Origin of the sequence: Dyadobacter sp. CY261, from assembly GCF_021440085.1 — a bacterium.
GTDB lineage: Bacteria > Bacteroidota > Bacteroidia > Cytophagales > Spirosomataceae > Dyadobacter.
Genome location: NZ_JAKCPW010000002.1, coordinates 115,724 through 141,426 on the forward strand (window position 1 = coordinate 115,724; position 25,703 = coordinate 141,426).

Consider the following 25,703-nt stretch of genomic DNA (forward strand, 5'->3'; position numbering starts at 1 on the left):
CCAAGAGTAGTTATTTCAGATATGGTCTACGAAAGTATTCTCTTTTTTACGGAAATAGATCACCGAAATAACCAAAATGATCGATGATGTAATAACCGTTGAATACAAACTCTGCGGGTTGAAATAGGATTTGCTCCCCAGAAGACACCAGCGAAAACCGTCAATAATCCCTACCAGTGGGTTCAGATTGTAGTATTTCTCGTACCAGGTGCCTTGAACGAGGCTGCTCGAATAAGCCACTGGACATACATACATGCCCACCTGAACCATAAAGGGAATCAATTGACCGATGTCCCGGAAGCGTACATTCAGCACTGCAAAAAACAGGCCGAAGCCCATTGAAGTAATAAATGTAAGCAAAACGAAGCAAGGAAGAAAGATGATCTGCCAGCTAATAGGATACTGAAAGAATGCCGTAACCAGTAGATAAATGCCGAAAGTGATCAGAAAATCCACAAAACCAACGGCAATGGAACTCATTGGCATGAGCAGACGAGGGAAGTAGACTTTTGAAACCAGGTTATGGTTAATGAGGATACTGTTGCTGATTTGGGTGAATGTGTTGGCAAAAAACGTCCAGATCGTTAACCCCACAAGTACCATTAAAGGGTACGGAACACCGGGGTCTGCTTTTAATTTGGCAACATAACTGTAAACAAACACCATGACAGTCATCGTCATGAGCGGTCGCAAAACGCTCCATGCTACGCCGAGCAATGTTTGTTTGTAGCGGACAGAAATGTCCCTTTTGGAAAGGATCCAGAGCAATTGCCGGTTGAGCCAGAGGTCTTTCCAATAGTCCTTTTCAGACCCGCCCGCCTTGATAGTAATAGAGTGTTGAGTTGCCATGATTATGCCGTTACTACTTCCTTACGTACGGTAGTCGTGGTGGTGGGAGAAGAAAATACGGTCCTGAAATAGATCAGGATCAGCGCGATCATCAAACCTGCCAACGCTCCGATTTTAGCATTCCGCTTATCTTCATATTTTACGTCCAGGGGTACTTTGATACCTTCGATCTCGGTGAAAAGAGGGGCTTCTTTTACGAGTGAAATACGCATTTTCTCCGCATTGGCCATTGCCTCATAGTAGAGTTGTTGCAGGAAGGACGATTTTCTTTCCATGCTTTTGGCAGAGACTTTGGCCTCAGGCATCATGATTTGCTCGCTGTAATCGAGCTCTCTGGCCAATCTATGCTCTGCGATACCCAAAACACTCGCAAGAGAGTCGGCACGATGTTGCAGCAGGCGGAGAGTTTTCCGTGTTTTCTGGGTCTGATTTTCGGTATACATTTCTTCTACCGTTTCCAAAAGGGTGGTCACCCAAAGTCCTGCCAGGCGTTCATTCTCCATTTTGGTGGAAAGTGATGTGAACGACGACTTTCGGTCCAGCGCCGCAATTTCAGTAGCCTCAGCCGCGCGTTTCACGATTGAATTCAGGATCATGCGCGAGCTGAGATCCATTTTTTTGAGGTCGTTGGTCTCAAAATGGAACTTCTGAAGATCAGGGCGATCTTCCCAGTCCGAATTTTTGATACCGCTTGAATCGATGTAAAAGTTTGCCAGGAGTTCCTTTTTACCATTCACATCTACCTCCTTCATAAGATTTCTTTCCAGTACCGGGCGCGACTTTACAAAGTAGAAGAAGTTGTCTCCAGTAAAAATGTTCGCGTCCGGCTGCGAGCCGAGACCCAGCAAGCCGGCTACATCCCCCAAGCCCGAGCTCTGCCCAGCGGCACCGAGGTTAAACACGACGTTGGCTTCAAAGCTAGGTGGCTTATTTTGATAGGTATCCATGGCATAGCCGATACCAAAACCTGCGGCCGGCAGAAGCAAAAGCCATTTCCAGTTACGGATCAGTGCATTTTTGACTACCAATACTTTCTCGACGACTTCCTTCGGGGATAGCTCGTCTTCCGGAATTTGATGCGTGGTCGCTGTCGCCATGGTTAGTTAATTGAACGGAAAGCTAATACTGCTAAAATTAATGACATTACCGAACCTAATAAACCGGTAGCGGTTGCAATAGTTTGTTGTGGGTTCAGTACCGGAGCGGCTCTGGTCGGAACAAAGATTTCAGAACCGGGCTGTACTTTGGGATACACATTGAAGAAAAGGAATCTTCGCGTACGATCGATATTGCCATTTGGATATTTGATGTATGAGCTCTTTCTGAGCGACTGTACGGTAAAACCTCCTGACTGAGAAATATAATCGGTGAAGTTCATCCCTTTACCGTATTTCACGGTTGTTGGGTATAACACCGAGCCTGCTACCTGAACAGTTTCCAAACGCTTCGGAATGCGGATGATATCGCCTTCCTGTACTACCAGATCTTCGAAAGAACCAGGGTTCTTCAAAATGTTTTTCAGTACAATACCGATTTTTTCTTCTTTTACATTAGGCAGGTCACCGGTGAGGGTCCCCTGTTTAATGCTTTTTTCCGTTTGCTGTACCTGCTCGTAATCTACGGCCTCGTCGAGGTTTTTCACGACCGTACGACGTAGAAGGGTAGCACCTTCCGGATAAGCGAGTTCCGTAAGGCCGCCGGCTCTTTTGATAACGTCGCTGATCTTGTCGTTCTTGTTGATAATGGTGTAAGGCCCGGTAACCAGTACTTCACCTTCAACGAACACCGTTTGCTGCTCAACGTAGTTGGGAGATTTACGAACGATCACCTGGTCGAACGGGAATAAGACAAAGTTGGTTGCCTTAGCGTTCATTGACAGGTCCCGATTGACATTGAACTTATAGACCTCTGAAATCTGAGCATTCGCTGCACCGGCTATTGAATTTCTTTTCCTCCGTACTACCTCTACTTCTGACGTGTATGCCGATTCTTTCAGACCACCGGCTTGCACCAGCACATCTTCGAGCGTCATGTCTGTGGTGTAGGGGAATTTACCATCGTTCTCACCGATTTTTTTATTATTTACCTCACCTTCCACGCTTACGTAAGCTGTTTCGGCCATTTCAAATCTCGAAGGGACTATTATCTGGTCGAGGCGCGTTAAAATGAGATCGGGCGTTACACCGTTTAAAACATCTGTATAGTTAATAGGAATGGTCTGGATAGTCAGGTCTTCACGCGTGCGGAGCACATTGATGCGGCCAACAAATGCATCCTCACGCATTCCCTGCGCATTTTCGATAAGTACTTTGAGTGAAGGGCTATTATCGAGGGAATATTCGCCCGGACGCATTACCGCGCCTTCGATGGTAACAATATTCTCGTAGCGATCAAGTACGGTTTCTACATTGATGGAATCGCCTGTTGCCATTTCAAACGTGTCGTACTGGCTTTCGGCAACATCCAGGATCTTACGCTCTTTCGAAGTGATACGTTGGATTTTTATTCGGGCGCGGTACGCTTTGTCGTTGAAACCGCCTGAGTACCGAAGCACATCACCGAGTTTTTCTTCGGGTTTCAATTCATAAATACCCGGACGTTTCACCATACCAGCAACTTCGGCGCGCTTCAGATAATATCCCACTACAATATTGTCATTTTCCTGCACGCGGATGTCACCGTCTATCTTGCCATTCACGAGGTAATCGTAAATATCTATCCTGGACACGACCTTGCCTTGGCGCACTACACGCACTTCGCGGAAAGATCCAATTTCATTAGGGCCGCCGGCCTGGTACAGTGCATTGAATGCCGATGAGAGCGACGATACCGTATAAGTACCGGGATTGATAACTTCACCTGTTACAAAAACCTTTACAGAGCGTACGTCACCAAGGGTAACCATGAGTTTTGTGCGGGCTGTTTCGCCCCCTGTACCGATCATACCGGGCACGAATTTGGAGAACTTATCGATCAGGATTTTTCTGATTTCTTCAATCGTGCGGCCGGCTACCATCACATTTCCAACGCGCGGAATGCTGATAAAACCGTCTTTGTTGACAACAACTTCGAAGGTGCTCTCTGCGTAATTATAGAGATAAATTTTCATCTCGTCGCCAGGTCCTACCACGTAAGTAGTAGGTGTAACGATCTGTAAGTCAGGGATTGGAGCAAGATTTTTGTCGGCGAAGATTGAGTAGCCATAGATTTTCTGACGAAATGCTTCTTTCTGCTGTTGTTCGGGTGTCAGCGTAGTGCTGGTGCTTTTGTTGATCTTACTCTGATCGCCACCTTCTCCATTCTGACCGTTCTGGTTCGCAGCATTTTTGCCTTTATCTCCTCCCTGGCCATCATTTCCCTGCTGGTTGCCCGATTGCTGGTTGCCCTGCTGCGCACCACCCTGCTGGTTTGCACCTTGCTGACCGCCGGGGCCAGATTGCGTGTTTCCTGTGCCGGTGTTGCCCGTAGTGTTACCTCTCGGACCCGACTGCGACGTGCCTTGTGCCCCCGTCGAAGAAGGAGCGGCCGTGCCCGACGGTGCCGGTGGAGCTGTAACCTGTGAAAAAGTGGGTAACGAAATGATTAAACTCAGGAAAAAGGGAAGTATAGATTTATAACTTTTAGCCAACCTGGATCTGTTCATAAGAAGAATTATTGTACTATTGAAAGTCTGAAAATTCATTAAAACTATGTGTAAGACTAGTATTTTTGAATTCGGGATTCGAGTACACGCAATATTCTGGTAGTGTATATCATGGCAAAGTAAATTAGATTTTTCCTATTTTTAAAGAATTTCTATTAATCGGGCTCCGTTCACACAAAGCCCCGCAAAGTTATAACAGGGTAACGACAAAAGATTCAATTTATTAAAATACAAGTTCCGAAAGCAGGAATCTCCTAAAAGAATAGTTATAAATATGGAAAGTACAAATGTTCAGTACGACGAGAGTAGTATCCGGTCGCTCGACTGGAAAGAACATATCCGCCTGAGGCCTGGGATGTATATTGGAAAGCTTGGCGATGGCTCGTCGGTGGACGATGGAATTTACGTGCTGGTGAAAGAAGTGGTTGATAATTCGATCGATGAGCACATGATGGGCAATGGGAAAACGATCGAGATTAAAATATCCGAGCACCGCGTGGAAGTGCGTGATTATGGCCGGGGTATTCCGTTGGGCAAAGTTGTGGATTGCGTTTCGAAGATCAATACAGGCGGCAAATACGACTCCGGCGCGTTTCAGAAGTCGGTGGGGTTGAATGGTGTGGGTACAAAAGCGGTGAATGCGCTTTCCAGCCATTTCAAAGTGCAGTCGTATCGCGACGGCAAAACCAAGAGTGCGGAATTTAACCAGGGAACGCTTCTGACCGAGTCGGATGAGGGGACAACCAGCCAGCGCAACGGTACGCACGTGGCGTTTGAGCCTGACGGTACGATTTTCAAGAATTTCCGGTACATTCCGCAGTACCTCGATAATATGATCTGGAACTACTGCTATCTGAATGCCGGGTTGACGATCAACTTCAACGGTCAGAAATATTTTTCCCAGAACGGCTTGCTCGATCTTTTGAAAAGCAAATCCGACCCGGAAACGCTCCGTTACCCGATCATTCATTTGAAGGGCGAGGACATTGAAATGGCGATGACTCATGGCAACCAATATGGTGAGGAATATTACTCATTTGTGAATGGTCAATATACGACACAGGGAGGTACCCATCTCGCTGCATTCAGAGAAGCAGTTGTGAAGGCGGTACGTGAACATTTTAATAAAGATTATGCGCCGGAAGACATCCGTTCGTCGATCATCGCGGCTATTGCCATCCGTGTCCAGGAGCCTGTTTTTGAGTCACAGACCAAAACCAAGCTGGGTTCCAACACCATCACGCCTGATCCTAACAGCACGACAGTGAGGACGTTTGTCAATGATTTTGTGAAAGAAAGGCTGGATAATTTCCTGCACATGAACCCCGAAGCGCGCGATGCATTGAAGAAGCGCATCGAGCAATCGGAGCGGGAGCGGAAGGAATTGGCAGGTATCAAAAAACTAGCTAACGACCGCGCGAAAAAAGCCAATTTGCATAATAAAAAACTCCGTGACTGCCGTCTCCATCTGACCGATCTGAAAAGTGATCAACGCTATGAAACCACTCTTTTCATTACAGAAGGGGATTCCGCCAGCGGTTCAATCACGAAATCACGCGATATTCAGACGCAGGCTGTGTTCAGTTTACGGGGTAAGCCACTCAATTCATTTGGGCTAACTAAGAAAATCGTTTACGAAAACGAGGAATTTAACCTTTTACAGCATGCTTTGGACGTTGAAAACGGAGTAGAAAACCTACGTTTTAACCGCATTATCATCGCCACGGATGCCGACGTCGACGGAATGCATATCCGGTTGCTGCTAATGACCTTCTTCCTGCAATATTTTCCCGATCTGGTTCGGAATGGGCATTTGTTTGTATTGGAGACGCCATTATTTCGGGTCCGTAATAAAAAGGAAACCATTTATTGTTACAGCGAGGAAGAGAAACAGGCGGCTGTCCACAAGCTGGGGAACAAACCGGAGATTACCCGTTTTAAGGGATTAGGAGAGATTTCTCCGGAGGAATTCGGCAAGTTTATCGGAGAAGACATGCGGGTAGAGCCGGTAATCCTTCAAAAGGAAACGTCCATTCAGAAACTACTGAGCTATTTTATGGGCAAGAACACGCCTGAAAGACAACGGTTTATCATTGATAATCTGAAAGTAGAGAAGAATGTAGAGGAGTTGGCGCTCGCTGGGTAGGGCCATCGTGCATTATCTTTGGGAGTGTCAAGTAATATCTGACCGGGAAGACCTTTATCCAGCAGTGTAAATGCGCCTCCCGGTTTTGATCATCATATTTAAAACATCTTTGTGGAATTACAGGAATTAAGGAACAGGATCGATGGGTTGGACGACCAATTACTGAGCCTTTTGAATGAGCGTATGGAGCTCGTGAGAACGGTAGGGGAATTGAAGCGGTCCTCTCAATCGATTATCTACCGCCCGGAACGGGAGAAGCAGATCCTCGACCGGCTGGCAAGGCATAATAGCGGGTTACTGACCCGTCAGGCAATCGACGCCATTTTCTTTGAAATTTTTGCGGTATCCCGTAATCTGGAACTTCCGGAGCGGGTCTCCTATCTCGGACCGGAAGGAAGTTTTACACACCAGGCGGCCGAAGGGCGTTTCGGGGCGATGAGCGAATACCTGGTGTTGCCAACAATCCATTCCGTTTTTGAAAGTGTGGAAACTGGTCGCGCGAAGTTTGGTGTAGTGCCGATTGAAAACAACCAGGAAGGAATAGTCGTTGAAACAGTGGATTTTTTGCGGGAAAAGAACCTTTCGATTGTGGCGGAAATGCTTTTAAAGGTACATTTTACCTTTGCATCACAGTCCGATAGTCTGAAATCGATCAAAAGAATTTATTCGAAAGACATTGCCTTCCGGCAATGCGGAAAATTTATTCATGAATATCTGGAAGGTATGGGCGTCGAGCTTATCCCGGTAGATTCCACCTCCAAAGCGGCCAAACTGGCGTCCGAAGAACCGGAAGCAGCAGCCATTTGCTCGTCTATTTCCGCACGGCTGTTTGGGGTACCCATTCTTTTTGACAACATTGAAGACAGCGACCAGAACCAGACACGCTTCCTGATTTTAGCAAAAGATTTTACAAACGTGAAGAGCAGCGATGACAAAACGACCATCATCGCGAACCTGCCCAATACTAACAGGCCCGGCGTACTATTCGAGTTTCTGAAAGATTTCAACGATCGCGGCATTAACCTTACCAAAATCGAAAGTCGGCCGTTGCGCGGCGAAGCGTCATTCCGCGCGTGGTTCCTGGTAGAGTTCCTCGGACATATGGACGATCTGCGGGTGCAGGAGATCATGCACAAATATGGGACGCATTTAAAATGGCTGGGTAGTTATGTAAGAGTATCATAGCAAGAATTTTTGAAAGCAGAAAAGCGCACTTCGATAGTGAGCTTTTCTGCTTTTATCATGCATTAAAACTACTTTTTCAATGTCCCGCGGTACAGCGAAGGCCAGTTGCCGTACAATTCAATTTCCGTTTCCACGCCGTCAGGCAACCGCACTTTCATTTTCCGCTGCGCCGACGGCTGCTGAAACGAATCGACTGCAAGTACCACGATCTGGTTCCCTTTTACAATGGAAGTAATAAATGGTTGCTTTCCGTCGATGGCGAGCAGTACCTGTTCTTTCTTGGGCTGTATCCACTGGCCATTCATTTGAAATGCCAGGTCCCGATTTTGGCCTCCGGTGAGTACGTCTTCCACCTGCTTCGCCATCCAGTTACCTAGTGCGTAATATTCGGTCGGGAAGTCCCAGTAGGGAGCGGCTGTTCCGCCGTTGGTGTTGCGCCCTACTTCGTTTTCGGGCGTCTTTCCGTCGGCGGGATACCATTCGTAGCCCCAGCCCCACATATCTTTGGAAAGCTTGTAGGCGTTCGGATTTTGGGCACTCGGTGCGCCGTCATGCCAGAGGTAATAGCCGTCAAACAGGATTAATGAGAATAAAGAAAAGCTCAATGCCTGGCTGGCCGGCATCATTTCGAGCTGGTTCATGATGAGCTCTCCCTTGGGATCGGTTAGCTGGTAGTTCCAGGGTACAATCGGATCTTTGTACAACGGCATATAGCGGTTCCAGCCATAAAAGATGAATTTGTTATTCTTTTGATATGGCAGAAGTTTGTTGATCCGCAACGAGTGGATCGCCGAGAGCAGTACGAAATTGTTGGGCGAGTTACCGGCATTGTCGGTCGCAAACATGGGCTTGGGATACACGTCGATCGGCGTGGTATTGAATATTTCGCGGAAACTGTCGCCGTTTGGCAATGGGTCGAAATTCGGGTTATTGGATTTTGGGGCTGAATATTCGCTGATAAATTTCTTTGGATCTGCGCCGCCGACGGTGTTGATATGCGGGTTAGTGTAAGCCCCGCCACCCCAATAATCCATCAAGTGCATATCCGGATGGTTTTTTTTAACCACCCTAGAAAACCATATGAGCCGCTGAATCACTTCCTTTGGATAATGCTGGCTCCAAAATTCAAAGTCATAAGCATACACACCAAAGCCGGGCACACCTACCAATGCCTCTACCTGCTCTTTGGACAGGCTTGCAAACCACTTCTCGTCCTTGTCGCCGAAATAATTGGGAGTGGCCGTGTAATGCATCTTTTCGGCGGGATATTCCTTTTCTGTGTTGGACAAATAGGAAATGCCGCGTTTATAATAATTATCAGATGGCACATAATTGTTGAGCCGGTACTGCATCACCAGCTTTCCTTTAATGGGCTCGAATTCGGGAAACTTCGTGTCGAAATCGACATTAATGCCGCGAGAAGGTGAGAACCAGTCCGGAATGTCCACGCGGGTCAGTGCATTGGAAGCAGTTTGCGCCGGTTTACCTGCTATCCAGATATTTTGCTGGCGTACCGACCTGTTTTTGGCTGCATTCCACCAGTCATTATATGGGGCATCTATCCAGCGGGCAATGACCGAGTAGAGATAGCCGGGTTGCACCTCGATACCGTTTTCCAGTCCATTCACGACGATGCCGTCAATCATAACCACTTTGGTGCGGTTGTCGTTATAGTTGGCGAAGTCGCGGAGGAAGAGTTTGCCATCTTTTCGCACCGGGCGTACGTCTAGCCAGTTATCCTTACTACCCTGCCGGATCCAGTCCTTACTATCAACGATTTCGTTGACCACAGAGCCTTCGAAGTTGAATGCGGCCGTAGTCTGGCAGCCTTGCTGGCCGAGGCTGGTTACACTGATCCGCGCTTCACCACCGGCAGCTTGTACATCGGGGATCGTGAGCCACGTGCCGTAGCGATGCGCCACGGCCTGGAAGGTTTGTGTTTGGCCATTCTGGGTAATCTTTACGTCGTAAGGGGAGAGGCCACCCGCATTGGCAGCGAGCTCGAACTGCATTTCGCGGCCGACCTGCCGGTATCTCCTGATCACGAGATCGCAGGCATGCGATGCTGAGTCGAGCGTCCGGGCCGTAGGAAAGCCTTCTGTAACCTGCACGTAACTTTTGTGGCCGCTTGGCCCGAACCTGTTCCAGGCCCAGAGCCCGGAACCGATCAGGAATGCGAGGATGCCACTGATCCAGAGAAATGATGTTTTGGTCAAAACCTTCTTTTTTTGTGTCACGATGCGTTTGTTACCACCAACGATAGAATAGTCCTATCGAACCGCTCACAGATGATATGCCTTTGTCGATGTAGTCGAATTTGTAAGCGGTTCCATCATACTTGACACGCACATCGAGCCCAAACGTCCCGTCCCTCTTGAATAAAAATCTGGAACCGGCCCCTACGCCATATTTGAAGCGTACTTTTTGGTCTTGCAACGACAGCGTTCCGTAATAAATCGTATAGTCGAGAATGCTAGCGCCGCCACTGACCTGAATGTACGGTTGAACAGTAGAATTTTTGGGAAGAAAGAGATAGTTTGCGAATAGTTCCACAGGATATTGCGATACGGTGCGGGTTTGCACCGCTGATATCGTTCCGTCCTCGCCCTCGTACAAAGCCCGCGGCACGCGTTTCTCGAAATACGAAGAACCGATTTCGCCACCAACGGAGAGCGGCGAATTTCTTAACACCCATTCAATAGATATGGACGCGTTTTGAAAGGATGACTTATCGATATAATTATCCTTGAATGAGCCCATTGGCACGGCACCGGTGTAACGGACAGTGGCCAGGTAGTGGGTGTAGCGTTCAAATGGTGAGGCAATGGTGTATAACTTCGGTTTTTCCTGCGCTAATGCGGGCAGAACACTGCCAAGAAAAAGGGCAATAATGATGATTCGTTTCATTGGGTTACTTGATTTTGAGGTAATCGGATTGTCCGAAAATGGAATCCGCCATTTTGTCGATGAGGTTTTGGTCGCCGATGGCAGCGCCGCGGATCTGAGCGTCCCAAACCACATTAAAAGTTTTACCGGACGGTGTCGTCTGCGGATTTTTGAAATCGAGCATCGAGATCAGCCATGAGCTTTCGCTCGTTTCATAATAGCTGTAATAGCTTGGGGAGCCATAACCATAACCACCCCAGTAACCGCCGTAGTAGGATGAAAGCGGCTGGGAGACCACATTGAGATACGTATTGGTGATCCAGGAGACATTAATGCCGACATCCGGCTTCTGATTTTTGCTCACATATTTATAACCCATATTTTGCATATTGGTGATGAGCCGTTGAAGCATCGCGCGGTCGATCTCATCCAGCGAAGTACCAGCGCGGTTATTTTCGACGATCAGCACCGAATCCACGATACTGAATGTTTTGTACTGACTGAAATTAGCGGATTGATCGTGGTTTGTGATGTATACCAATGATTCCTCATTGGAAAGGTCGCTGATCGGGTCCTTGGAGCACGACATCAACCCCAGGCCGACTATCAGTAGGAGGAAAGAGGCTTTTTTGAACATTTGAGTATGTAATTTAAAATTTGTTAAATAAACGAAAATTGAAATGCTTAAAGTTTATGAGTCTATGAGTTCATTAGTTTAAAGTTGACGAGCCGATGAGACTCAGCTCGATGAACAATGATTCCAAACAAGATACTTTAAACTCATAAACTCTAAACTCATCAATACACAAAGGTGACGGTGTCACTCCGTAAATGGTTGGAAGGCGGGCGCGGAGAGTATGGAATTCGGCAAAATGTCTCTTTAATATTGAAAACGCATTTGGAGAATCTTCGTCCGAAACGATGTAAATTTGCAGCTGTTTAATTTAAAGATATGGAATCAAAAGAAGAGATTTTAAGGATCATAGATGTACTTAACGACACCTACGAAAGCGAAGAGGCCTGGTACGGCCCGTCGGTAGTGGAGGCTTTGCGCGATGTAACCCCGAAAATGGCGGAGACGCGCCTGAGTACAAATACCCATTCTATCGCCGAAATTGTGTACCACATGACCACATGGCGGATTTTTGCCGTGCGGAAGTTACAGGGAGATGCCGAGTTTGATATCAAAACGCAGGATAAGGACTGGAAGAAGTTTCCGGTAGTGGATGAGTTCGAATGGGAGGCAATCCAGATGGAACTAAGCCTTTCACAAGAGGAGCTTGTTTCTGAGCTGGAAAAGATCGAGGACGACAGCTTCCTGGAAGAATTTGTGCCCGGCCGTAATTATTCCTATTATACAATGATCCACGGAGTGATCCAGCACGATGTTTACCATGCAGGGCAGGTCGGACTCATTAAAAAAGCAGCGAAGGCAATGCGTGTCGGGGAGGACGACGAATACGGTACACACGGTGATCGCCCGGACTATGACAATTCCGCAGATTATTACTGATACTTACATGAAATTTTGTAAAAATAGGGGGCTACCTATTGTTTATAATATAAATTTTATATTTTGCATTATAATAGAACGTAGGATGTTGAGAAATGCCAACGTTCCAATGGTGTGGATATAGACAAAAAGGCTGCCCGATATTTCGGACAGCCTTTTTTTAAGCAAAAAATCTGTGCAACATTTGGCACCTTAAACTGTTTGCTCATCCTATGAAAATACTTATCGTTGAAGACGAACCGAAGCTGGCCGGCTTTCTGAAAAGAGGGCTCGAAGAACAATCGTGGGAAGTGGAACTGGCTTACGACGGACAAGTCGGTAAGAAAATGGCTTCCAACTACCGGTTCGACGTGATTATTCTGGATGTAAACCTCCCTTTGCTTAACGGCTACGACCTTGCCAAGCAGCTCCGCGCCGACGGCCTGACCACTCCCATTCTTTTCCTGACCGCATTAGGTACTATCGACGACAAGCTGGATGGCTTCGAAGCCGGTGGCGACGATTACCTTGTAAAACCTTTCGAGTTTCGCGAACTCATCGCCCGCATCAAAGTACTTTCCCAACGCAACAGCACACGTGAGCAATCCAGCCAGGTGCTCATGCTGGCGGATCTTGAACTGAACCTCGATGAAAAGGTAGCCAGAAGGGGCGGTAATCGCATTGATCTCACAGCAAAGGAATTTGCGCTGTTGGAATACCTCATGCGCAACCGCGGGCGGGTGGTCTCACGCGTGGACATCGCCGAGCAGGTCTGGGACATCCGCTTTGACACCGGCACGAACGTGATCGACGTTTATATCAATTTTCTCCGTAAAAAGGTGGATAAGGACTATCCTACCAAGCTCATTCATACCGTTGTGGGCATGGGCTATATCTTCAAGGAAGAATGAACATTAAGACGCGCCTGACGTTGCTTTTTACCATGCTGGTAGGCTCCATTATGGCGTTGTTTTGTGTTGCTATTTACTTTTTTTACGATCAGTACCGCGAGAAGCAATTCCTTTCCTTTCTGAACGAACGCGGGCAGACCATCGCTCAACTCGTGGAAGCGAGCCATGGGATCAGCAAGGCCGATATCGAAAAGATCGAAAAAGAGAATAAGACCATCCTGCTTGACGAAGAAATCACCATTTACGACGGTTCCGACTCCGTCATATTCGTGAGCGGCAGGGAGAATTTCAGGCTTTCTAAAATGATGCTTTCAGAAGCGCGGGCGGGAAAGGAAATTCATACCAAACACGAAAAAAAAGAGGTAATCATCATTCGGCATATTTTACAGGATCACCGCAAACCATGGGTCGTAGCGGTGATTGCAAACGATTATCTGGGGATGAACCAGTTGAACCGCCTGCGTGAGATCCTTTTGATCGGCTGGCTGTTATCGATGATCCTCGTGGGGGTGGCGGGGTGGCAGTTTTCTAATGACGCCATCAAGCCGGTTTCCGATATTATCGATCAGGTCAACAACATCTCGGCTGGAAACCTGCATGAAAAGGTGAAGGTGGGACGGGAAAAGGATGAGTTGGCACTGCTCGCGGAGACATTTAATCAAATGCTGACAAGGTTGGAAATTGCTTTTGTAGCGCAGAAGAATTTTGTCTCGCATGCATCGCATGAGTTGCGCACGCCACTCGCATTGATCATGAGCGAGGCCGAACTGAGCCTCATGAAAGAGCGTACTGCCACCGAGTACCAGGATGCATTAAAGGGGATATGGTCGGAAGCGAAGGAAATGAACGAGCTCGTGAGTCGCCTGCTCGAACTGGCCCGTACCGAAGAAAATGCGTTCAGGGTGACGTTCTCAAAAATCCGGGTAGACGAGGTGCTGTGGCAGGCAAAGGCCTCAGTCCAGCAGAAAAACCCGGGTTATGAGGTAAGTATCCATTATGACAAAATTCCTGAGGATGAGGAGCAGCTCAAACGTTTTGGTGATGAAAGTCTTCTCCGCACAGCATTTTTGAACCTGATGGACAATGCCTGCAAATATTCGCCCGACAAAACCTGCAACGTTTACCTCGAAATCAAAAACAAGCTGATCATTATTTACTTCCGCGACATGGGGATCGGGATCGCGCAGGAGGAACTACCCTATATTTTTGATACTTTCTATCGCAGCCAATCCACGATCAGCAAGGCGGGTTATGGCATCGGTCTGGCTTTGACGAAGCGCATTATCAACATGCAAGGTGCCAGCATCGAAGTAGAGTCCGCATTGGGTAGCGGCACGACCTTCATTCTTAAATTTCCTCCTTTTTAATTTCTTTTTAATTCAGCGTTAATGCCTCTTTAACAACGGAAAAGCTCCTTTGTAGTGTAAATCGTACGTTCCTGTTTACACCAGTTGGCAGACATTTCCAGCCGTTCATTCCCACATTTTTTACCAGCATTCATCTCGCAGCAAGATGAACTGGTCGGTAGAAAGAAAGGGTCAAAATATCAAAGAAAAACTGTATTGAGTTAAATTGAGTTAGGTGAGTAGTAAGAAAAGACTGGCCTTCGGACATTCCGGAGGCCAATTTTTTAAATACCCCCGTCGGGCAGCTTGAATTTCATCTGGACCGGTTCTTCCACGCGGGTTGCCGGCAAGGCCTCAGGGTGCTCATTCGCAATGAATTCGATGAGTTTTTCTCTTACCAAGCAGCGCAGATCGAAAGTTTCACTTGAATTCCGAGCCGACATCAGTGCCCGCACTACCATTAATTGATTTTGCGTATCGGTTACTTGCAATGCCCACGTCCGGCCATCCCATAGTGGAGTGCTTTCGAGGATTTCCTTCAATTTTGCGCGTAGCTTATCAACAGGCGTATAGTAGTTCAGATAGAAGAATGCTGCGCCGGTTAATGCGCTGTCATTTCTTGTCCAGTTCTGAAAAGGTGTTTCGATGAAATAGGTAATGGGCAAAACAATGCGCCGCAAGTCCCAAATATTGACGACCACATAAGTAAGGTTGATTTCCTCAATGCGGCCCCATTCGCCTTCCACAATCACCACATCGTCTATCTTGATGGGCTGGGTAAATGCGATCTGTATGCCGGCCATCAGGTTAGCGAGCGATTTCTGCGCGGCGAAACCGATAATTACCGACGCGATACCGGCCGAGGTGAGGATCCCGACACCATATTGCCTTACACTATCGAAACTGAGCAACAATATCGAGACGCCGATCGTGACGACCATGATCACGACAATGCGTTTGATGAATTTGATCTTGGTAAATAGCCGCCTCGCCTGGTTATTGTCGGGTGTGTTGAAATCGAGCTTGTCGATCAGGACCTTTTCGACGATAATGACGATACTGACCATGAGCCAGGTCGTGATACCGATCAGCGTAGTTTTGCTCAATGCGAAAACCCATTCATATTGCGGATTGGAATAAGAATAAGCTTTCGCTGCAGTGGTGATCAGAACGATCGGTATGAAGAAATTCAGCACACTGGTGAGATTTTCGCGGATCGCGCGCAAGGCACTCCATTCTTTCCTCGATGCTGTTACTCTGATTGCACTGATGACGATTGTGCTGATGACCAAACCAAGGGTGCCGCTCAGCAACAGCAACAGCCAGGGGGAATTCCGGTAATTAATCAGGTCGTTAAAATCCATTCACTATTCAAATATCGTTGAGCCGGGCGACTATCATGCCCGTATGTTTTGGAACAGAAGCGACATATTCGGCCAGAGGGACATTCGTCATGATGACTTTTTTGCCCGTCAGCGACGCGTGGATCAGGTAGGCACGGCTACCCACTTTCGAAATAATGCCCATATGGTTCACATCCAGGCCTTCTACCGATGAGGTAAACGCCACGATGTCGCCGTCGTGAAGCATCGGTTCCGCCTTTTGGATTGCGCTTTTAGGAATGTAGCTATGTTCTCTCGAATTGATAGCTGCCTCTTGCTCTTTTAGTTTTTCATATGCTTCACTCGCTGCCAATGACGGGTACAAATTGGCATGGGTCGTCATGAAGTTAATCTCTTTGGCGTAGGGTACACCCCCAACCTTCGCGGTAATATCTTCTAGCCGTCCGCGCTTCTGGTTTTCGTACATCCAATCCAAAATGTAATGCAGGCGTGACGGATAGCCGTCGATGATCCCGTCGCGGTAACGCAGCCTGGTCAGTTCGTTCTTATATTCTTCGAATGTAGAGTTTTCAGTTTTGGCTACGGCCAGGGCAATCGCGCTTTCAACCAATGTGGTACAATCCAGTCCGTCGAACTTGCAAACCAGCCGTTCGGTCGGGTTTCCTTCCAGCGTACCCGCCACGTAGGGCGTTCCCAGGAACGACTCACTGACCCGCAAAACCTGTGTCCCGATGTCCGGACTGGCGGGTAGCTCCATTTTCTGCACAAAGGTCTTTTGCAGGCTGGCTTGCCCGAAGGAGACAATAGAGGCCAGCAACAAAATGGAAAGCACTGCAAATCTGATCATACTTAATTTCTTTTTAAACCAGGGTACGTTAGCGTCAAGAAAACTTGCAAGGCAAAATAGGCCACAAATTCGGGATTCATGTAAAATTAATGATCAAAAGCCCCTTTTGCAATTTCCTGCATGGCCACAGGCAGTATCATTTCGGTACGATCTCCAAAGCAAATACCGAAATCGGTGGAAGCTCCATGTGGACACCGGTAGAAGTGATCTCAGCCGCCCGCAGTTGCACCTGGGTTGTTTCAGGAGGAAAAACGGGTTTCAATTTGTACAAACCCGTATTGCCCAGTTTAAGCACGTTGGTCCAGGCGTCCTGCGGTATCTTGACCGTCGTTTCCACGCTCCGCGATTCGTTAAAATTGTATACAAAAAGCAATTTTTGTTTCTCAGTATATCTCAGATAGCTGTAAATGAATGTTTTGTCGTAATTGGCAGATTGGCCATCTACATTCACATATTGAAGATCATAGAATCCGCCTGCATACACAGCTTCGTTTTTCAGCACGAATGCATTGAGATTCCGGTAATAATCGCGCAATGCTTTTTGTTCAGTCGAAAGCAATTCTTCATTGAATTTACCATCATTCACCCATTGCTGTAACTCGGGTACGCCCCAATAATCGAAAATGGTTGTACGGCCGTCCTCGCCCTGAAAGCCTTCCTGCTGGGTAGGGTCAACGCCCAGTTCCTGCCCAAAATAGATCATCAACGGACCGGTATGTAATGTGGCGCTCAAAACCATTGCGGGCAGGGACGTCCACGGGTTTCCCGCAAAATACCGCGAGGCAATACGCTGCTCGTCGTGGTTTTCTAGGAAGCGGAGCATATGTTCGCTAAAATCCCCGGACTCCTGCTGCCAAACCCGCGTAATGTCTTCGGCTGTGCCGTTGCCTTCTATAATCCGCCGCAGTGAGTTGTATAGCCCGACCTTGTCATACAAATAGTCAAACTTGCCGGTATTGATGTAATTGCGGTATTCATACGGGTTGTAAATCTCTGCGATGAAAATCAACGCAGGGTTTTCCTTCTTTACTTCCGGGATCACCCAGCCCCAGAATTCCACCGGCACCATTTCGGCCATATCGCACCGGAATCCGTCGACACCCTTTCGTGTCCAGTAAATAAGAATATCCCTCATTTTGAGCCAGGTCGAGGGGATGGGGTCGAAGTGCGTGGTGCGGCCATTGAGGTAATCGACGCCGTAGTTCAGCTTGATGGTTTCGTACCAGTCGTACTGGCTTGGCTGTGCCTGGAACACATCGTTACCGGTGGCTTTGGCGGGACGTTCATGGTAAGGAGCGGCAACGGGCAGCGGCGGAGTGTGGCCTTCCGGCACCACGAAGTCGTGGTTAGGGATATAATAAAAGTTATTGGCAGGATTGAAACTGACAGTATGATCATCATCTTCCCCAAAATCCCGGATACTTTCCGGCCGCATATCGGACCAATATTGCCTTGCTACGTGATTGGGAATAAAATCAATGATTACTTTCAAATCGTGCGCGTGGGTTCGGGCCACAAGGTCCTGAAACTCCTGCATGCGGTTAGGGACATCCACCGCGAGGTCGGGATCCACGTCGTAATAATCCTTTACTGCGTATGGCGAACCTGCAATGCCCTTCACGATCAACGGATGGTCGGGATGGATGCCGTATTGCGAGTAATCGGTGAGCGTCGCATGTTCAATCACGCCTGTATACCACAGGTGCGTGACGCCGAATTCTTTCAATGCGCCGAGCGCTACGTCATCGATGTCGTTGAATTTCCCGGAACCGTTTTCTTCGATCGTGCCGTAAACTTTATTAGTCGTATTTCGGTTGCCGAAGAGACGTGTAAATATTTGGTATATAATGAATTTATCCTGATTGACAGCGGTCATTTTATGCTGGTTTTTTGATGTCTTTTATGATACTTGCGCGTCGACGTGGGGCTAGTCCTATGCCCCGTATTTGGCCCTTGGCGCTGCAAATTGCTAATTTTTACTATTTTGCAAGATATTAAATTTGATATGTATGCCCTCAATACAAGCCTGCCTTTTTGATCTCGACGGTGTAATCGTCGACACTGCGCAGTTCCATTATATAGCCTGGCGGGAAATGGCTCAGGACCTCGGCTTTGACCTGACCCGCGAAGAAAACGAACGATTAAAAGGGATCAGCCGGATGGAATCGCTTGAAATCGTATTGTCCATCGGCGGTGTTGAACTATCGGAAGATGAAAAAATCCACCGTGCCACTGTGAAAAATACCCGTTACCTCGAACTGTGCATGCAAATGACATCCGACGACGCCTTACCCGGCGTCCGCGAGTTCCTGGATGAGCTTAAACAGAATCAAATACCGAGCGGCCTGGGATCGGCCAGCAAGAATGCGAAAGTGATCCTTGAAAGAATCGATATGCTGCATTATTTCGATACGATCGTCGACGGTACCCGCATTACCAAAGGCAAGCCCGATCCGCAGGTTTTCCTCATGGGTGCGTCCGATTTGAAAGTTGCACCGGAGCATTGTGCCGTGTTTGAAGATGCGGTGGCGGGTATTCAGTCGGCAAATGCGGCGGGAATGTTCTCGGTCGGCATCGGAGAACCGTCGGTACTTACCGAGGCTGATATCGTCGTTCCCGGTTTCGAAGGGTTTGGTTTAGCACAATTGGAAAACGCATGAAAAACTATATTACACACGATGAATGGAGCATCGTAGAAGATGGCTTTCATCCTGAGCACAACGAAATCACCGAAAGCCTGATGAGCCTCGGGAACGGCCGGATGGGCCAGCGCGGCAATTTCGAGGAAGGATATTCGGGGAAAACGCTCCTGGGTAATTATGTGGCAGGGGTCTATTTCCCGGACAAAACACGGGTGGGTTGGTGGAAAAATGGCTATCCCAACTACTTTGCCAAGGTACTCAACGCCTGTAACTGGACGGGCATCGGTATCCGTATAGGTACCGAGGTGCTGGACATGAATACCTGCAAAATCGAGGAATTCCGTCGCGTGCTGAATATGAAAGAGGGCGTGCTCGAGCGTACAGCCACTGTCACATTGGCCGGCGGGAAAAAATTGCGCATCTATTCCAAGCGTTTTTGCAGCATGGTCGACGATGAATCCGCCGCGATCGTTTACAGCATGGTCCCTCTCAATTTTACTGACCATTTCACCATTACCCCGTTCCTCGACGGCAATATCCGCAACCGCGATTCAAATTATGATGAGTCGTTCTGGGATGGTATAGCGCACGAGGCCATGGGGCAGGAGGGCTACCTTGTATTAGAAACGAAAAGTAATCCTTATCAGGTAGAGCAGTTCCGCGTCGCTACTGGGATGAGATTTGATATTAGATTGAATGGAATGCCGGTGAGCTCAACCGTGCAGCACGCATCCCGCGAAAAATACGTCGATGGGAAAGTGCAGCTGGAAGTGAAGGAGGGTCAGCAGGTCACAATTTATAAATATGCCGTAAACCTCTCGTCGGCCAACCATGCCCACGACGAACTGCTTCCCAAAGCTAAGGCCTACGTTACACGCATTGCGGAGAAGGGCTTCGACCGTATGTATGCAGAACAGGCGGCTGCCTGGGCAGGAAAATGGGAAAAAAACGACATTACTATCGCTGGCGATGTAGCGGCCCAGCAGGGTATCCGCTTTAATATCTTCCATTTGGGACAAACCTACACAGGCGAAGACGAGCGCCTGAATATCGGTCCGAAAGGCTTTACAGGTGAAAAATATGGCGGCAGCACTTATTGGGATACGGAAGCCTATTGCATTCCATTTTACCTCTCGACGGCTGATGACAAAGTAGCCCGCAACTTGCTGGTTTACCGTTACAAACATCTGCAAAAGGCGATCGAGAATGCGGCCAAGCTCGGTTTTACCGATGGAGCGGCGCTTTATCCGATGGTAACCATGAATGGGGAGGAATGCCATAATGAATGGGAAATTACATTCGAGGAAATTCACCGGAACGGGGCAATAGCGTACGCCATTTACGACTACACGAGGTATACGGGCGACGAAAGCTATGTTAATGATTGGGGTTTGGATGTCCTGATCGGCATTTCACGGTTCTGGAAACAACGCATCAACTGGTCGGAGGATAAGGGGCAGTATGTGATGCTGGGCGTCACCGGGCCGAATGAGTACGAGAACAACGTCAACAATAACTGGTACACCAACTACATCGCCTGCTGGACGCTCCGTTACACGTTGGAAGTGATCGACAAGTTGTGGAAAGAGGATTCCCGGAAACTGAACGAGGTGATTTTTCGTACAAACCTGCAACTCAATACCGAGCTGGCCGATTGGAAGCATATTGTCGACAATATGCATTACCCGTTTGATGAAACCCGACAGGTGTTTTTACAGCAGCAGGGCTTTTTGGATAAACAGCTGCTTACCGTCGCCGATATCGCCCCGCAGCGCCCCATCAATCAGCGTTGGTCATGGGACCGGATTCTGCGTTCCTGCTTTATCAAGCAGGCCGATGTATTGCAAGGGCTCTATTTCTTCGAGCACGAATTCGATGCAGCTACTATCCGCCGCAATTTCGAGTTCTATGAACCGATGACAGTTCACGAATCCTCGCTCTCGCCTTGTGTACACTCCATCCTGGCAGCGGGTTTGGGATTGCGGGAGAAAGCTTACGAAATGTACCTGCGCACCGCCCGCCTCGATCTCGACGATTACAACAACGATACCGAGGATGGATTGCATATTACTTCGATGGCCGGAACCTGGATGAGCGTTGTAAAAGGGTTTGCGGGCCAGCGTGTGAAGGACGGTATGCTTACATTCAAACCTTACATTCCGGTACAATGGGCGGGTTATTCATTCAGGATCGGGTTCCGTGGTAGTCTGTTGAAGGTTACGGTGTCAAAACAATCTATTTCTATTGAAAATACCTCCGAAACCGCTCTCACTGTTTGGGTTAATGATCAAAAGGTGTTTGTCGATGCCCTTGCTTCGGTGCAACTTTAATTACCAATAGTTACTTAAGATGATGATATTTATTTAAAAAATTATATTTATCCTGAAATTTAGCAAACGGTTAAAGCAATAATTGTAATTTCCCTGGATTACTTGTAGGTTAGTATCTTTTGAGCCATTCACCGCACCCATGGTACAGAAAATCTACTTACTTGTAATGACAGGTATGTTGCTGATGTTGAAGGTGTTGTTGCCTCAGCAGGTATCAGCTCAGGATTTTAGTGAGTGTCAGCGAATTGTAAAAGAACTTCTACCTGTTTTTAATAAATCATTCGAAGAAAATAGTCCTGCATTGCTTCGTGGTGAAGAGTACCAGCGAGGCGTCAGGAACCTTCAAGCCGCTTATGCCGCCTATCATAAGCTGGCATTCCAGCCATCGGATTCGGTACAGCGAATGAACAACGAGGCGGTGATCCTGGCCCTTACGGGGAACTATCAGAAAGCATTGCACATCATGGAAGAGCTGAATCTGGCTGGGCTCGATCCGCACATGCAGTACAACCGGGGGTTGTTTGCATTGCTTTCGGGCAAGTTTGCAGCGGCCCGCGATGATTTTGCCGATGCACCGGGTAATTCGGAAGCTAAACTGAACACGTTGGTGTCGTTTGGTAAGCAGAAAAAGTACCAGGAAGCGGCCGGGTTCGCAAGTGATAACTCGGCTAAAAACACAGGGGGTAAATGGAATTTTAATGTAGGGATGGCCCACAAATACGGTGGGAGAATGGAAGAGGCAGTCGATGAGATTACCGCTGCGATCCGTCAAAAGGACGAAATGGCCTACCGCTTGCAGCGCGGTGACATCCTGATGCGCACCGGCAATGAAAAGCGGGCTGTGAAGGATTTTGAAAAAGTGGCGCGCACTCATCCGAAGGCACAGATCCGCTATGCGAACGCGCTCTTATCGCTAAACCAGTTCGGAATGGCGAAAGCTGTTTTTGAAAAATACCTCGAAAGCGACGACCGGACTTTCCGTGGCGACGCCTATCTCGGAATGGCGCATTCCTCCTATGGACTTAAACAAATCAGCGAGGCACAACGCTACTATAAGCTGGCTTCCACTTTGAAACGCGAAACACCTGCATTGCAGTCGGGCATTGCAAATACCCACCTTTCCAAGCACGAGTATCAGACTGCGTTTACCCTCTTCGATCGTGTTCTCAAAAAAGATTCGACCTATTTGCCCGCATATCTCGGCCGCGCGGTGGCCAATTATGGTCAGAAAAAATATGATCTGGCGCTGAAAGACTTCAAAAAAGGCGAAAAGGCGCTCAATGAGGATAACACATTCTTCGCTGATCTGTTTGTAACCAAAGCCTTTTCGGAATATTACCTGAAACAAGGCGCGCAGGCTCAGGAGGACTTTCAGAAAGCCATCAAACTCGATCCGGCACGATATGAAGCACTGGCCGGATTGAGCGGCATTATGATCGACCAAAAGAGATATTCTGAGGCTGGGCAGTACCTGGCCAAGGCATTGCAATTTGAACAAGGTTATGATTTGATGTGGAGCAACTATGGAAACCTGCTGCTGCATTTCGACATGTTCAAAAAGGGCTATCAGGTTTTCAAAAAGGCCGTCTCATTAAATCCGGCAAACGTCAATGCCCAAAACGGTTGGGGGATCGTGTTGCTTGAAAACGACCAGCTCGATAAATCCATGTCTGTTTTCGACAGTCTTGTTCGTGAAAAGCCGGAATTACCCTTCCTCCATAACAACCATGGGATCGTGCAGGCGTACATTGGGAACCGCCACGCTCAGAAGCATCAGGTTAACGAAGCAAATGCCCGTTACGATGGTGCTTTTGAGGATTTCAAACTTGCTATGGCCGCCGCACCAGGTCGCAAGTTCTACAATGTAAATCAAGGGAATGTGTACCGTTATATGGAACGCTTCGACGATGCGAAGTTGAGCTACCAGAATTATCAGGATAAAAGTGCACTCAATAACACGGCGGTAATGTATGCTGGCCAGGAGCGGCTCAAAGACGCGAAATATTACCTTGGCATTGCCATCCAGATCGATTCGTTGCACCGCGTTTTTCAATACAACATGACGGTACTCGTGAAGGGCAAGCAAAAGGAAATGATGCGGCTTGTTGCGTCATCTGATGAAAACAGCCCTTTTTCCGACATCGGGATCAAATACAGTCGCGACGGCTTTGTGACAATTTACCTCTACGACTACGACTATGACGTGTTGAGCTTTCCGGGCAGGCATTACATGCCGTTGCCGGTAGCGGAATATCAGGAAGATTATTTCATTCCTGAATATGATTTTAAATTGATTGCCTACGAAAAGAAGAAGACTGATGGCAGCAAGAAAAAGCACGTTCGGTATCACAGCCAAAAAGTCAGGATGCCCGGTGTGCGGGGACGGTCAGGTACGAAATGCCCTATACTATTTTAGAAGTTAACTGGCACTTAACCCACAACATTCTGCGATTTGAGTAAAGTTTTCCACTACCGATCGGGAGTAATCCCCAATTGATGTAAGTTTTTCCACTATTTTACTCAAATGCCGAAGACTTCGATTCATGCTTCACCATTGAGCTTTGTGAAGATATTCTTGACTTCTACAAAACTGATCGGCTTGTCAAGAAAGAAATCTGCACCATTTCGGAATGCTTCATCTCTCAGGTTAGTCATGGCACTCATCATAACTACCTTTGCGCGTTTGCTGGGATGAACTTCGCGTATATTCATAATGGCTTCAACGCCTTTTCCATCCGGTAAGTTATTGTCAATGAATATCCAATCGGGACACATATCCCGTACGCACTCCAAACCCTCTGTCAAAGAAGCAACTACCCTGATCGAACCCTCGGGTGTTTTAATATTCAGTTGCCTTACTAGAAAATTGCGCATCAGCACTCCCAAATCCCTTTCATCTTCAATAATAACAATTTTCATAGCGCTGTGTGAGAAGTAATAATTTCAGCCATCGGTAGTGGAGGTATTATCCCGGCGCTATCAGGTAGCGTTTTGGATATATGAATAACCTTTGTGAGGATTAGGCAATAATCCTGCCATATGGGAAGATGAAGGCCGATTTTCTGCTTATCCGGTATGTAACATTTTTACACCGAATAGGGCGTTAATTTTACAATCGGGGTCCGCAGTAGAATATTTCTGACACTTATGCTTTCTCTATAATGTATTCATTGCTAGTTTAGTGTGTGAAAGAAGGATTGAACTGTGCGTTTGGTACAGGATTTTCGTCAATTCCAGAAAGAACCAAATGATCCACATAAATCGAGTAAGTTATGTCAGCAAATAAAATCATCCTTGGGATAGTAGGGGCGGCGGTAGCCGGCGTTGTAATCGGACTGCTCGTTGCACCCGAAGACAGTAAGAAGACTATCAAGAAGCTTAGAAAGAAAACGAACAGCCTAGCGGGTGATCTGATCGCTGCCTTGGAGAAAAGTAAAGCCAAAGCGACCGACGTGGTAGCCGATCTTAAAAAGGACGGAAAGTCATACGCCGATGAGGCTACCGGCAAGGCCGAAGAATATGTTGATTCCGCACGGGCACAGGTAGGAAACCTTTAATTCAGAATGGATGGAATCGACGAATGATCAAACCAAGCCGGAGAAAGCAAAAATATCCGTTTCAGATACGGTCGATTACTTCAAAGACCTCATGGCAGCGGGTCCTGGCGGTGTTGCGGGCCGCGGGGCCGAAATTGGCCTGGGTGCCATATTAGCCCGCACGGCGCTAAGGCGACTGCCGGTGCCGCTTAATGTAGTTGCCCCACTGCTTATCGAGAAGGTTATTATGAAGTATGGCGTAGAAGAAGGCAGGGAGCTGTTACTGAAAGGGTTGTACTGGGTTAAAAAGGCGACCGACGACGAGCCATTACAGCCTGCCTGACCGGCGCATATGAACTGACTATCAAAACCCTCCCCATTCGGAGGGTTTTGTCGTTTATGGGTCGGCAAGGGTTTTGCATTTCGTATAGTCTATACTCACCATAGCAAGCGGTGTAATGCGAGCCGCAGAGAGGTAGTCCCTGCATCTGAAAATTCGGAGCTGGACGTTCAAAAAAAATAGCGGTATCGTTTGATTTTCAATCAG

Annotated in this window: 20 protein-coding genes; 10 read left to right on the forward strand and 10 right to left on the reverse strand. The window is 47.7% G+C overall.

The genetic code is table 11. The features are described 5' to 3' along the window. Nucleotides 1-15: 15 nt before the first annotated feature. Genes LZD49_RS07830 through LZD49_RS07840 form a run of 3 tightly spaced genes read right to left on the reverse strand, consistent with a single transcriptional unit; the run spans nt 16 to nt 4,492 of the window. Nucleotides 16-849, reverse strand: coding sequence for an ABC transporter permease (locus tag LZD49_RS07830; RefSeq protein WP_234666787.1), 834 nt, complete (start codon nt 847-849; stop codon nt 16-18). 2 nt (nt 850-851) lie between these two features. Beyond that, nucleotides 852-1,946 carry a hypothetical protein gene (locus LZD49_RS07835; RefSeq protein ID WP_234666788.1) on the reverse strand — a complete coding sequence of 365 codons (1,095 nt, stop codon included), beginning with the start codon at nt 1,944-1,946 and terminating at the stop codon, nt 852-854. A 2-nt stretch (nt 1,947-1,948) separates the two neighbouring features. Continuing rightward, the gene (locus LZD49_RS07840; RefSeq protein WP_234666789.1) at nt 1,949-4,492 is read right to left on the reverse strand and encodes an SLBB domain-containing protein; all 2,544 of its coding nucleotides are present in this window, start codon (nt 4,490-4,492) and stop codon (nt 1,949-1,951) included. Nucleotides 4,493-4,766: 274 nt separating this feature from the next. Here LZD49_RS07840 and LZD49_RS07845 point away from each other — a divergent pair, with 274 nt between their 5' ends. Both LZD49_RS07845 and pheA read left to right on the forward strand, forming a co-directional pair. Next, complete coding sequence (locus LZD49_RS07845) at nt 4,767-6,638, forward strand: DNA topoisomerase IV subunit B (RefSeq protein WP_234666790.1); 1,872 nt, start codon at nt 4,767-4,769, stop codon at nt 6,636-6,638. Nucleotides 6,639-6,749: 111 nt separating this feature from the next. Beyond that, nucleotides 6,750-7,823 (forward strand): prephenate dehydratase, encoded by a 1,074-nt coding sequence (gene pheA / locus LZD49_RS07850; RefSeq protein WP_234666791.1) that lies wholly within the window; start codon nt 6,750-6,752, stop codon nt 7,821-7,823. Nucleotides 7,824-7,891: 68 nt separating this feature from the next. On the opposite strand, the gene LZD49_RS07855 is transcribed toward pheA, so the two are convergent. Genes LZD49_RS07855 through LZD49_RS07865 form a run of 3 tightly spaced genes read right to left on the reverse strand, consistent with a single transcriptional unit; the run spans nt 7,892 to nt 11,346 of the window. After that, nucleotides 7,892-10,039 carry a hypothetical protein gene (locus tag LZD49_RS07855; protein ID WP_234666792.1) on the reverse strand — a complete coding sequence of 716 codons (2,148 nt, stop codon included), beginning with the start codon at nt 10,037-10,039 and terminating at the stop codon, nt 7,892-7,894. Nucleotides 10,040-10,070: 31 nt separating this feature from the next. Then, nucleotides 10,071-10,730, reverse strand: a complete 660-nt coding sequence (locus LZD49_RS07860) for a hypothetical protein (RefSeq protein ID WP_234666793.1) — start codon at nt 10,728-10,730, stop codon at nt 10,071-10,073. 4 nt (nt 10,731-10,734) lie between these two features. Further along, the gene (locus LZD49_RS07865) at nt 10,735-11,346 is read right to left on the reverse strand and encodes a DUF4136 domain-containing protein (RefSeq protein WP_234666794.1); all 612 of its coding nucleotides are present in this window, start codon (nt 11,344-11,346) and stop codon (nt 10,735-10,737) included. Nucleotides 11,347-11,661: 315 nt separating this feature from the next. On the opposite strand from LZD49_RS07865, the gene LZD49_RS07870 reads away from it, so the two are divergent. The 3 genes from LZD49_RS07870 to LZD49_RS07880 all read left to right on the forward strand — a co-directional run bounded on the left by LZD49_RS07870 (nt 11,662) and on the right by LZD49_RS07880 (nt 14,479). Further along, a complete protein-coding gene (locus LZD49_RS07870) occupies nt 11,662-12,222 on the forward strand; it encodes a DinB family protein (RefSeq protein ID WP_234666795.1) in 561 nt (186 codons plus the stop codon). A gap of 212 nt (nt 12,223-12,434) precedes the next feature. Beyond that, the gene (locus LZD49_RS07875) at nt 12,435-13,112 is read left to right on the forward strand and encodes a response regulator transcription factor (RefSeq protein ID WP_234666796.1); all 678 of its coding nucleotides are present in this window, start codon (nt 12,435-12,437) and stop codon (nt 13,110-13,112) included. After that, a complete protein-coding gene (locus tag LZD49_RS07880; protein ID WP_234666797.1) occupies nt 13,109-14,479 on the forward strand; it encodes a HAMP domain-containing sensor histidine kinase in 1,371 nt (456 codons plus the stop codon). Before LZD49_RS07875 ends, LZD49_RS07880 begins: the two co-directional genes overlap by 4 nt. Before the next feature lie 263 nt (nt 14,480-14,742). Here LZD49_RS07880 and LZD49_RS07885 read toward each other — a convergent pair whose 3' ends face one another. The 3 genes from LZD49_RS07885 to LZD49_RS07895 all read right to left on the reverse strand — a co-directional run bounded on the left by LZD49_RS07885 (nt 14,743) and on the right by LZD49_RS07895 (nt 18,524). Next, complete coding sequence (locus tag LZD49_RS07885) at nt 14,743-15,822, reverse strand: mechanosensitive ion channel family protein (protein WP_234666798.1); 1,080 nt, start codon at nt 15,820-15,822, stop codon at nt 14,743-14,745. 7 nt (nt 15,823-15,829) lie between these two features. Then, on the reverse strand, nt 15,830-16,648 hold the full coding sequence (locus tag LZD49_RS07890; RefSeq protein WP_234666799.1) for an N-acetylmuramoyl-L-alanine amidase-like domain-containing protein: 819 nt from the start codon (nt 16,646-16,648) through the stop codon (nt 15,830-15,832). A 136-nt stretch (nt 16,649-16,784) separates the two neighbouring features. Beyond that, nucleotides 16,785-18,524: an alpha-amylase family protein gene (locus tag LZD49_RS07895; protein ID WP_234666800.1), complete on the reverse strand. Its 1,740-nt coding sequence runs from the start codon at nt 18,522-18,524 to the stop codon at nt 16,785-16,787. Between the two features lie 133 nt (nt 18,525-18,657). Here LZD49_RS07895 and pgmB point away from each other — a divergent pair, with 133 nt between their 5' ends. The 3 genes from pgmB to LZD49_RS07910 all read left to right on the forward strand — a co-directional run bounded on the left by pgmB (nt 18,658) and on the right by LZD49_RS07910 (nt 24,036). After that, nucleotides 18,658-19,308 (forward strand): beta-phosphoglucomutase, encoded by a 651-nt coding sequence (gene pgmB / locus LZD49_RS07900; RefSeq protein WP_234666801.1) that lies wholly within the window; start codon nt 18,658-18,660, stop codon nt 19,306-19,308. Beyond that, nucleotides 19,305-21,620: a glycoside hydrolase family 65 protein gene (locus tag LZD49_RS07905; RefSeq protein WP_234666802.1), complete on the forward strand. Its 2,316-nt coding sequence runs from the start codon at nt 19,305-19,307 to the stop codon at nt 21,618-21,620. The genes pgmB and LZD49_RS07905 overlap by 4 nt, the downstream gene beginning before the upstream one ends. Before the next feature lie 139 nt (nt 21,621-21,759). Continuing rightward, nucleotides 21,760-24,036 carry a tetratricopeptide repeat protein gene (locus tag LZD49_RS07910; protein ID WP_234666803.1) on the forward strand — a complete coding sequence of 759 codons (2,277 nt, stop codon included), beginning with the start codon at nt 21,760-21,762 and terminating at the stop codon, nt 24,034-24,036. Between the two features lie 125 nt (nt 24,037-24,161). On the opposite strand, the gene LZD49_RS07915 is transcribed toward LZD49_RS07910, so the two are convergent. Then, on the reverse strand, nt 24,162-24,539 hold the full coding sequence (locus LZD49_RS07915) for a response regulator (protein ID WP_234666804.1): 378 nt from the start codon (nt 24,537-24,539) through the stop codon (nt 24,162-24,164). A 353-nt stretch (nt 24,540-24,892) separates the two neighbouring features. On the opposite strand from LZD49_RS07915, the gene LZD49_RS07920 reads away from it, so the two are divergent. Both LZD49_RS07920 and LZD49_RS07925 read left to right on the forward strand, forming a co-directional pair. After that, the gene (locus tag LZD49_RS07920) at nt 24,893-25,177 is read left to right on the forward strand and encodes a YtxH domain-containing protein (protein ID WP_234666805.1); all 285 of its coding nucleotides are present in this window, start codon (nt 24,893-24,895) and stop codon (nt 25,175-25,177) included. Nucleotides 25,178-25,187: 10 nt separating this feature from the next. Then, nucleotides 25,188-25,499: a hypothetical protein gene (locus tag LZD49_RS07925; RefSeq protein WP_234666806.1), complete on the forward strand. Its 312-nt coding sequence runs from the start codon at nt 25,188-25,190 to the stop codon at nt 25,497-25,499. Nucleotides 25,500-25,703 lie beyond the last annotated feature (204 nt).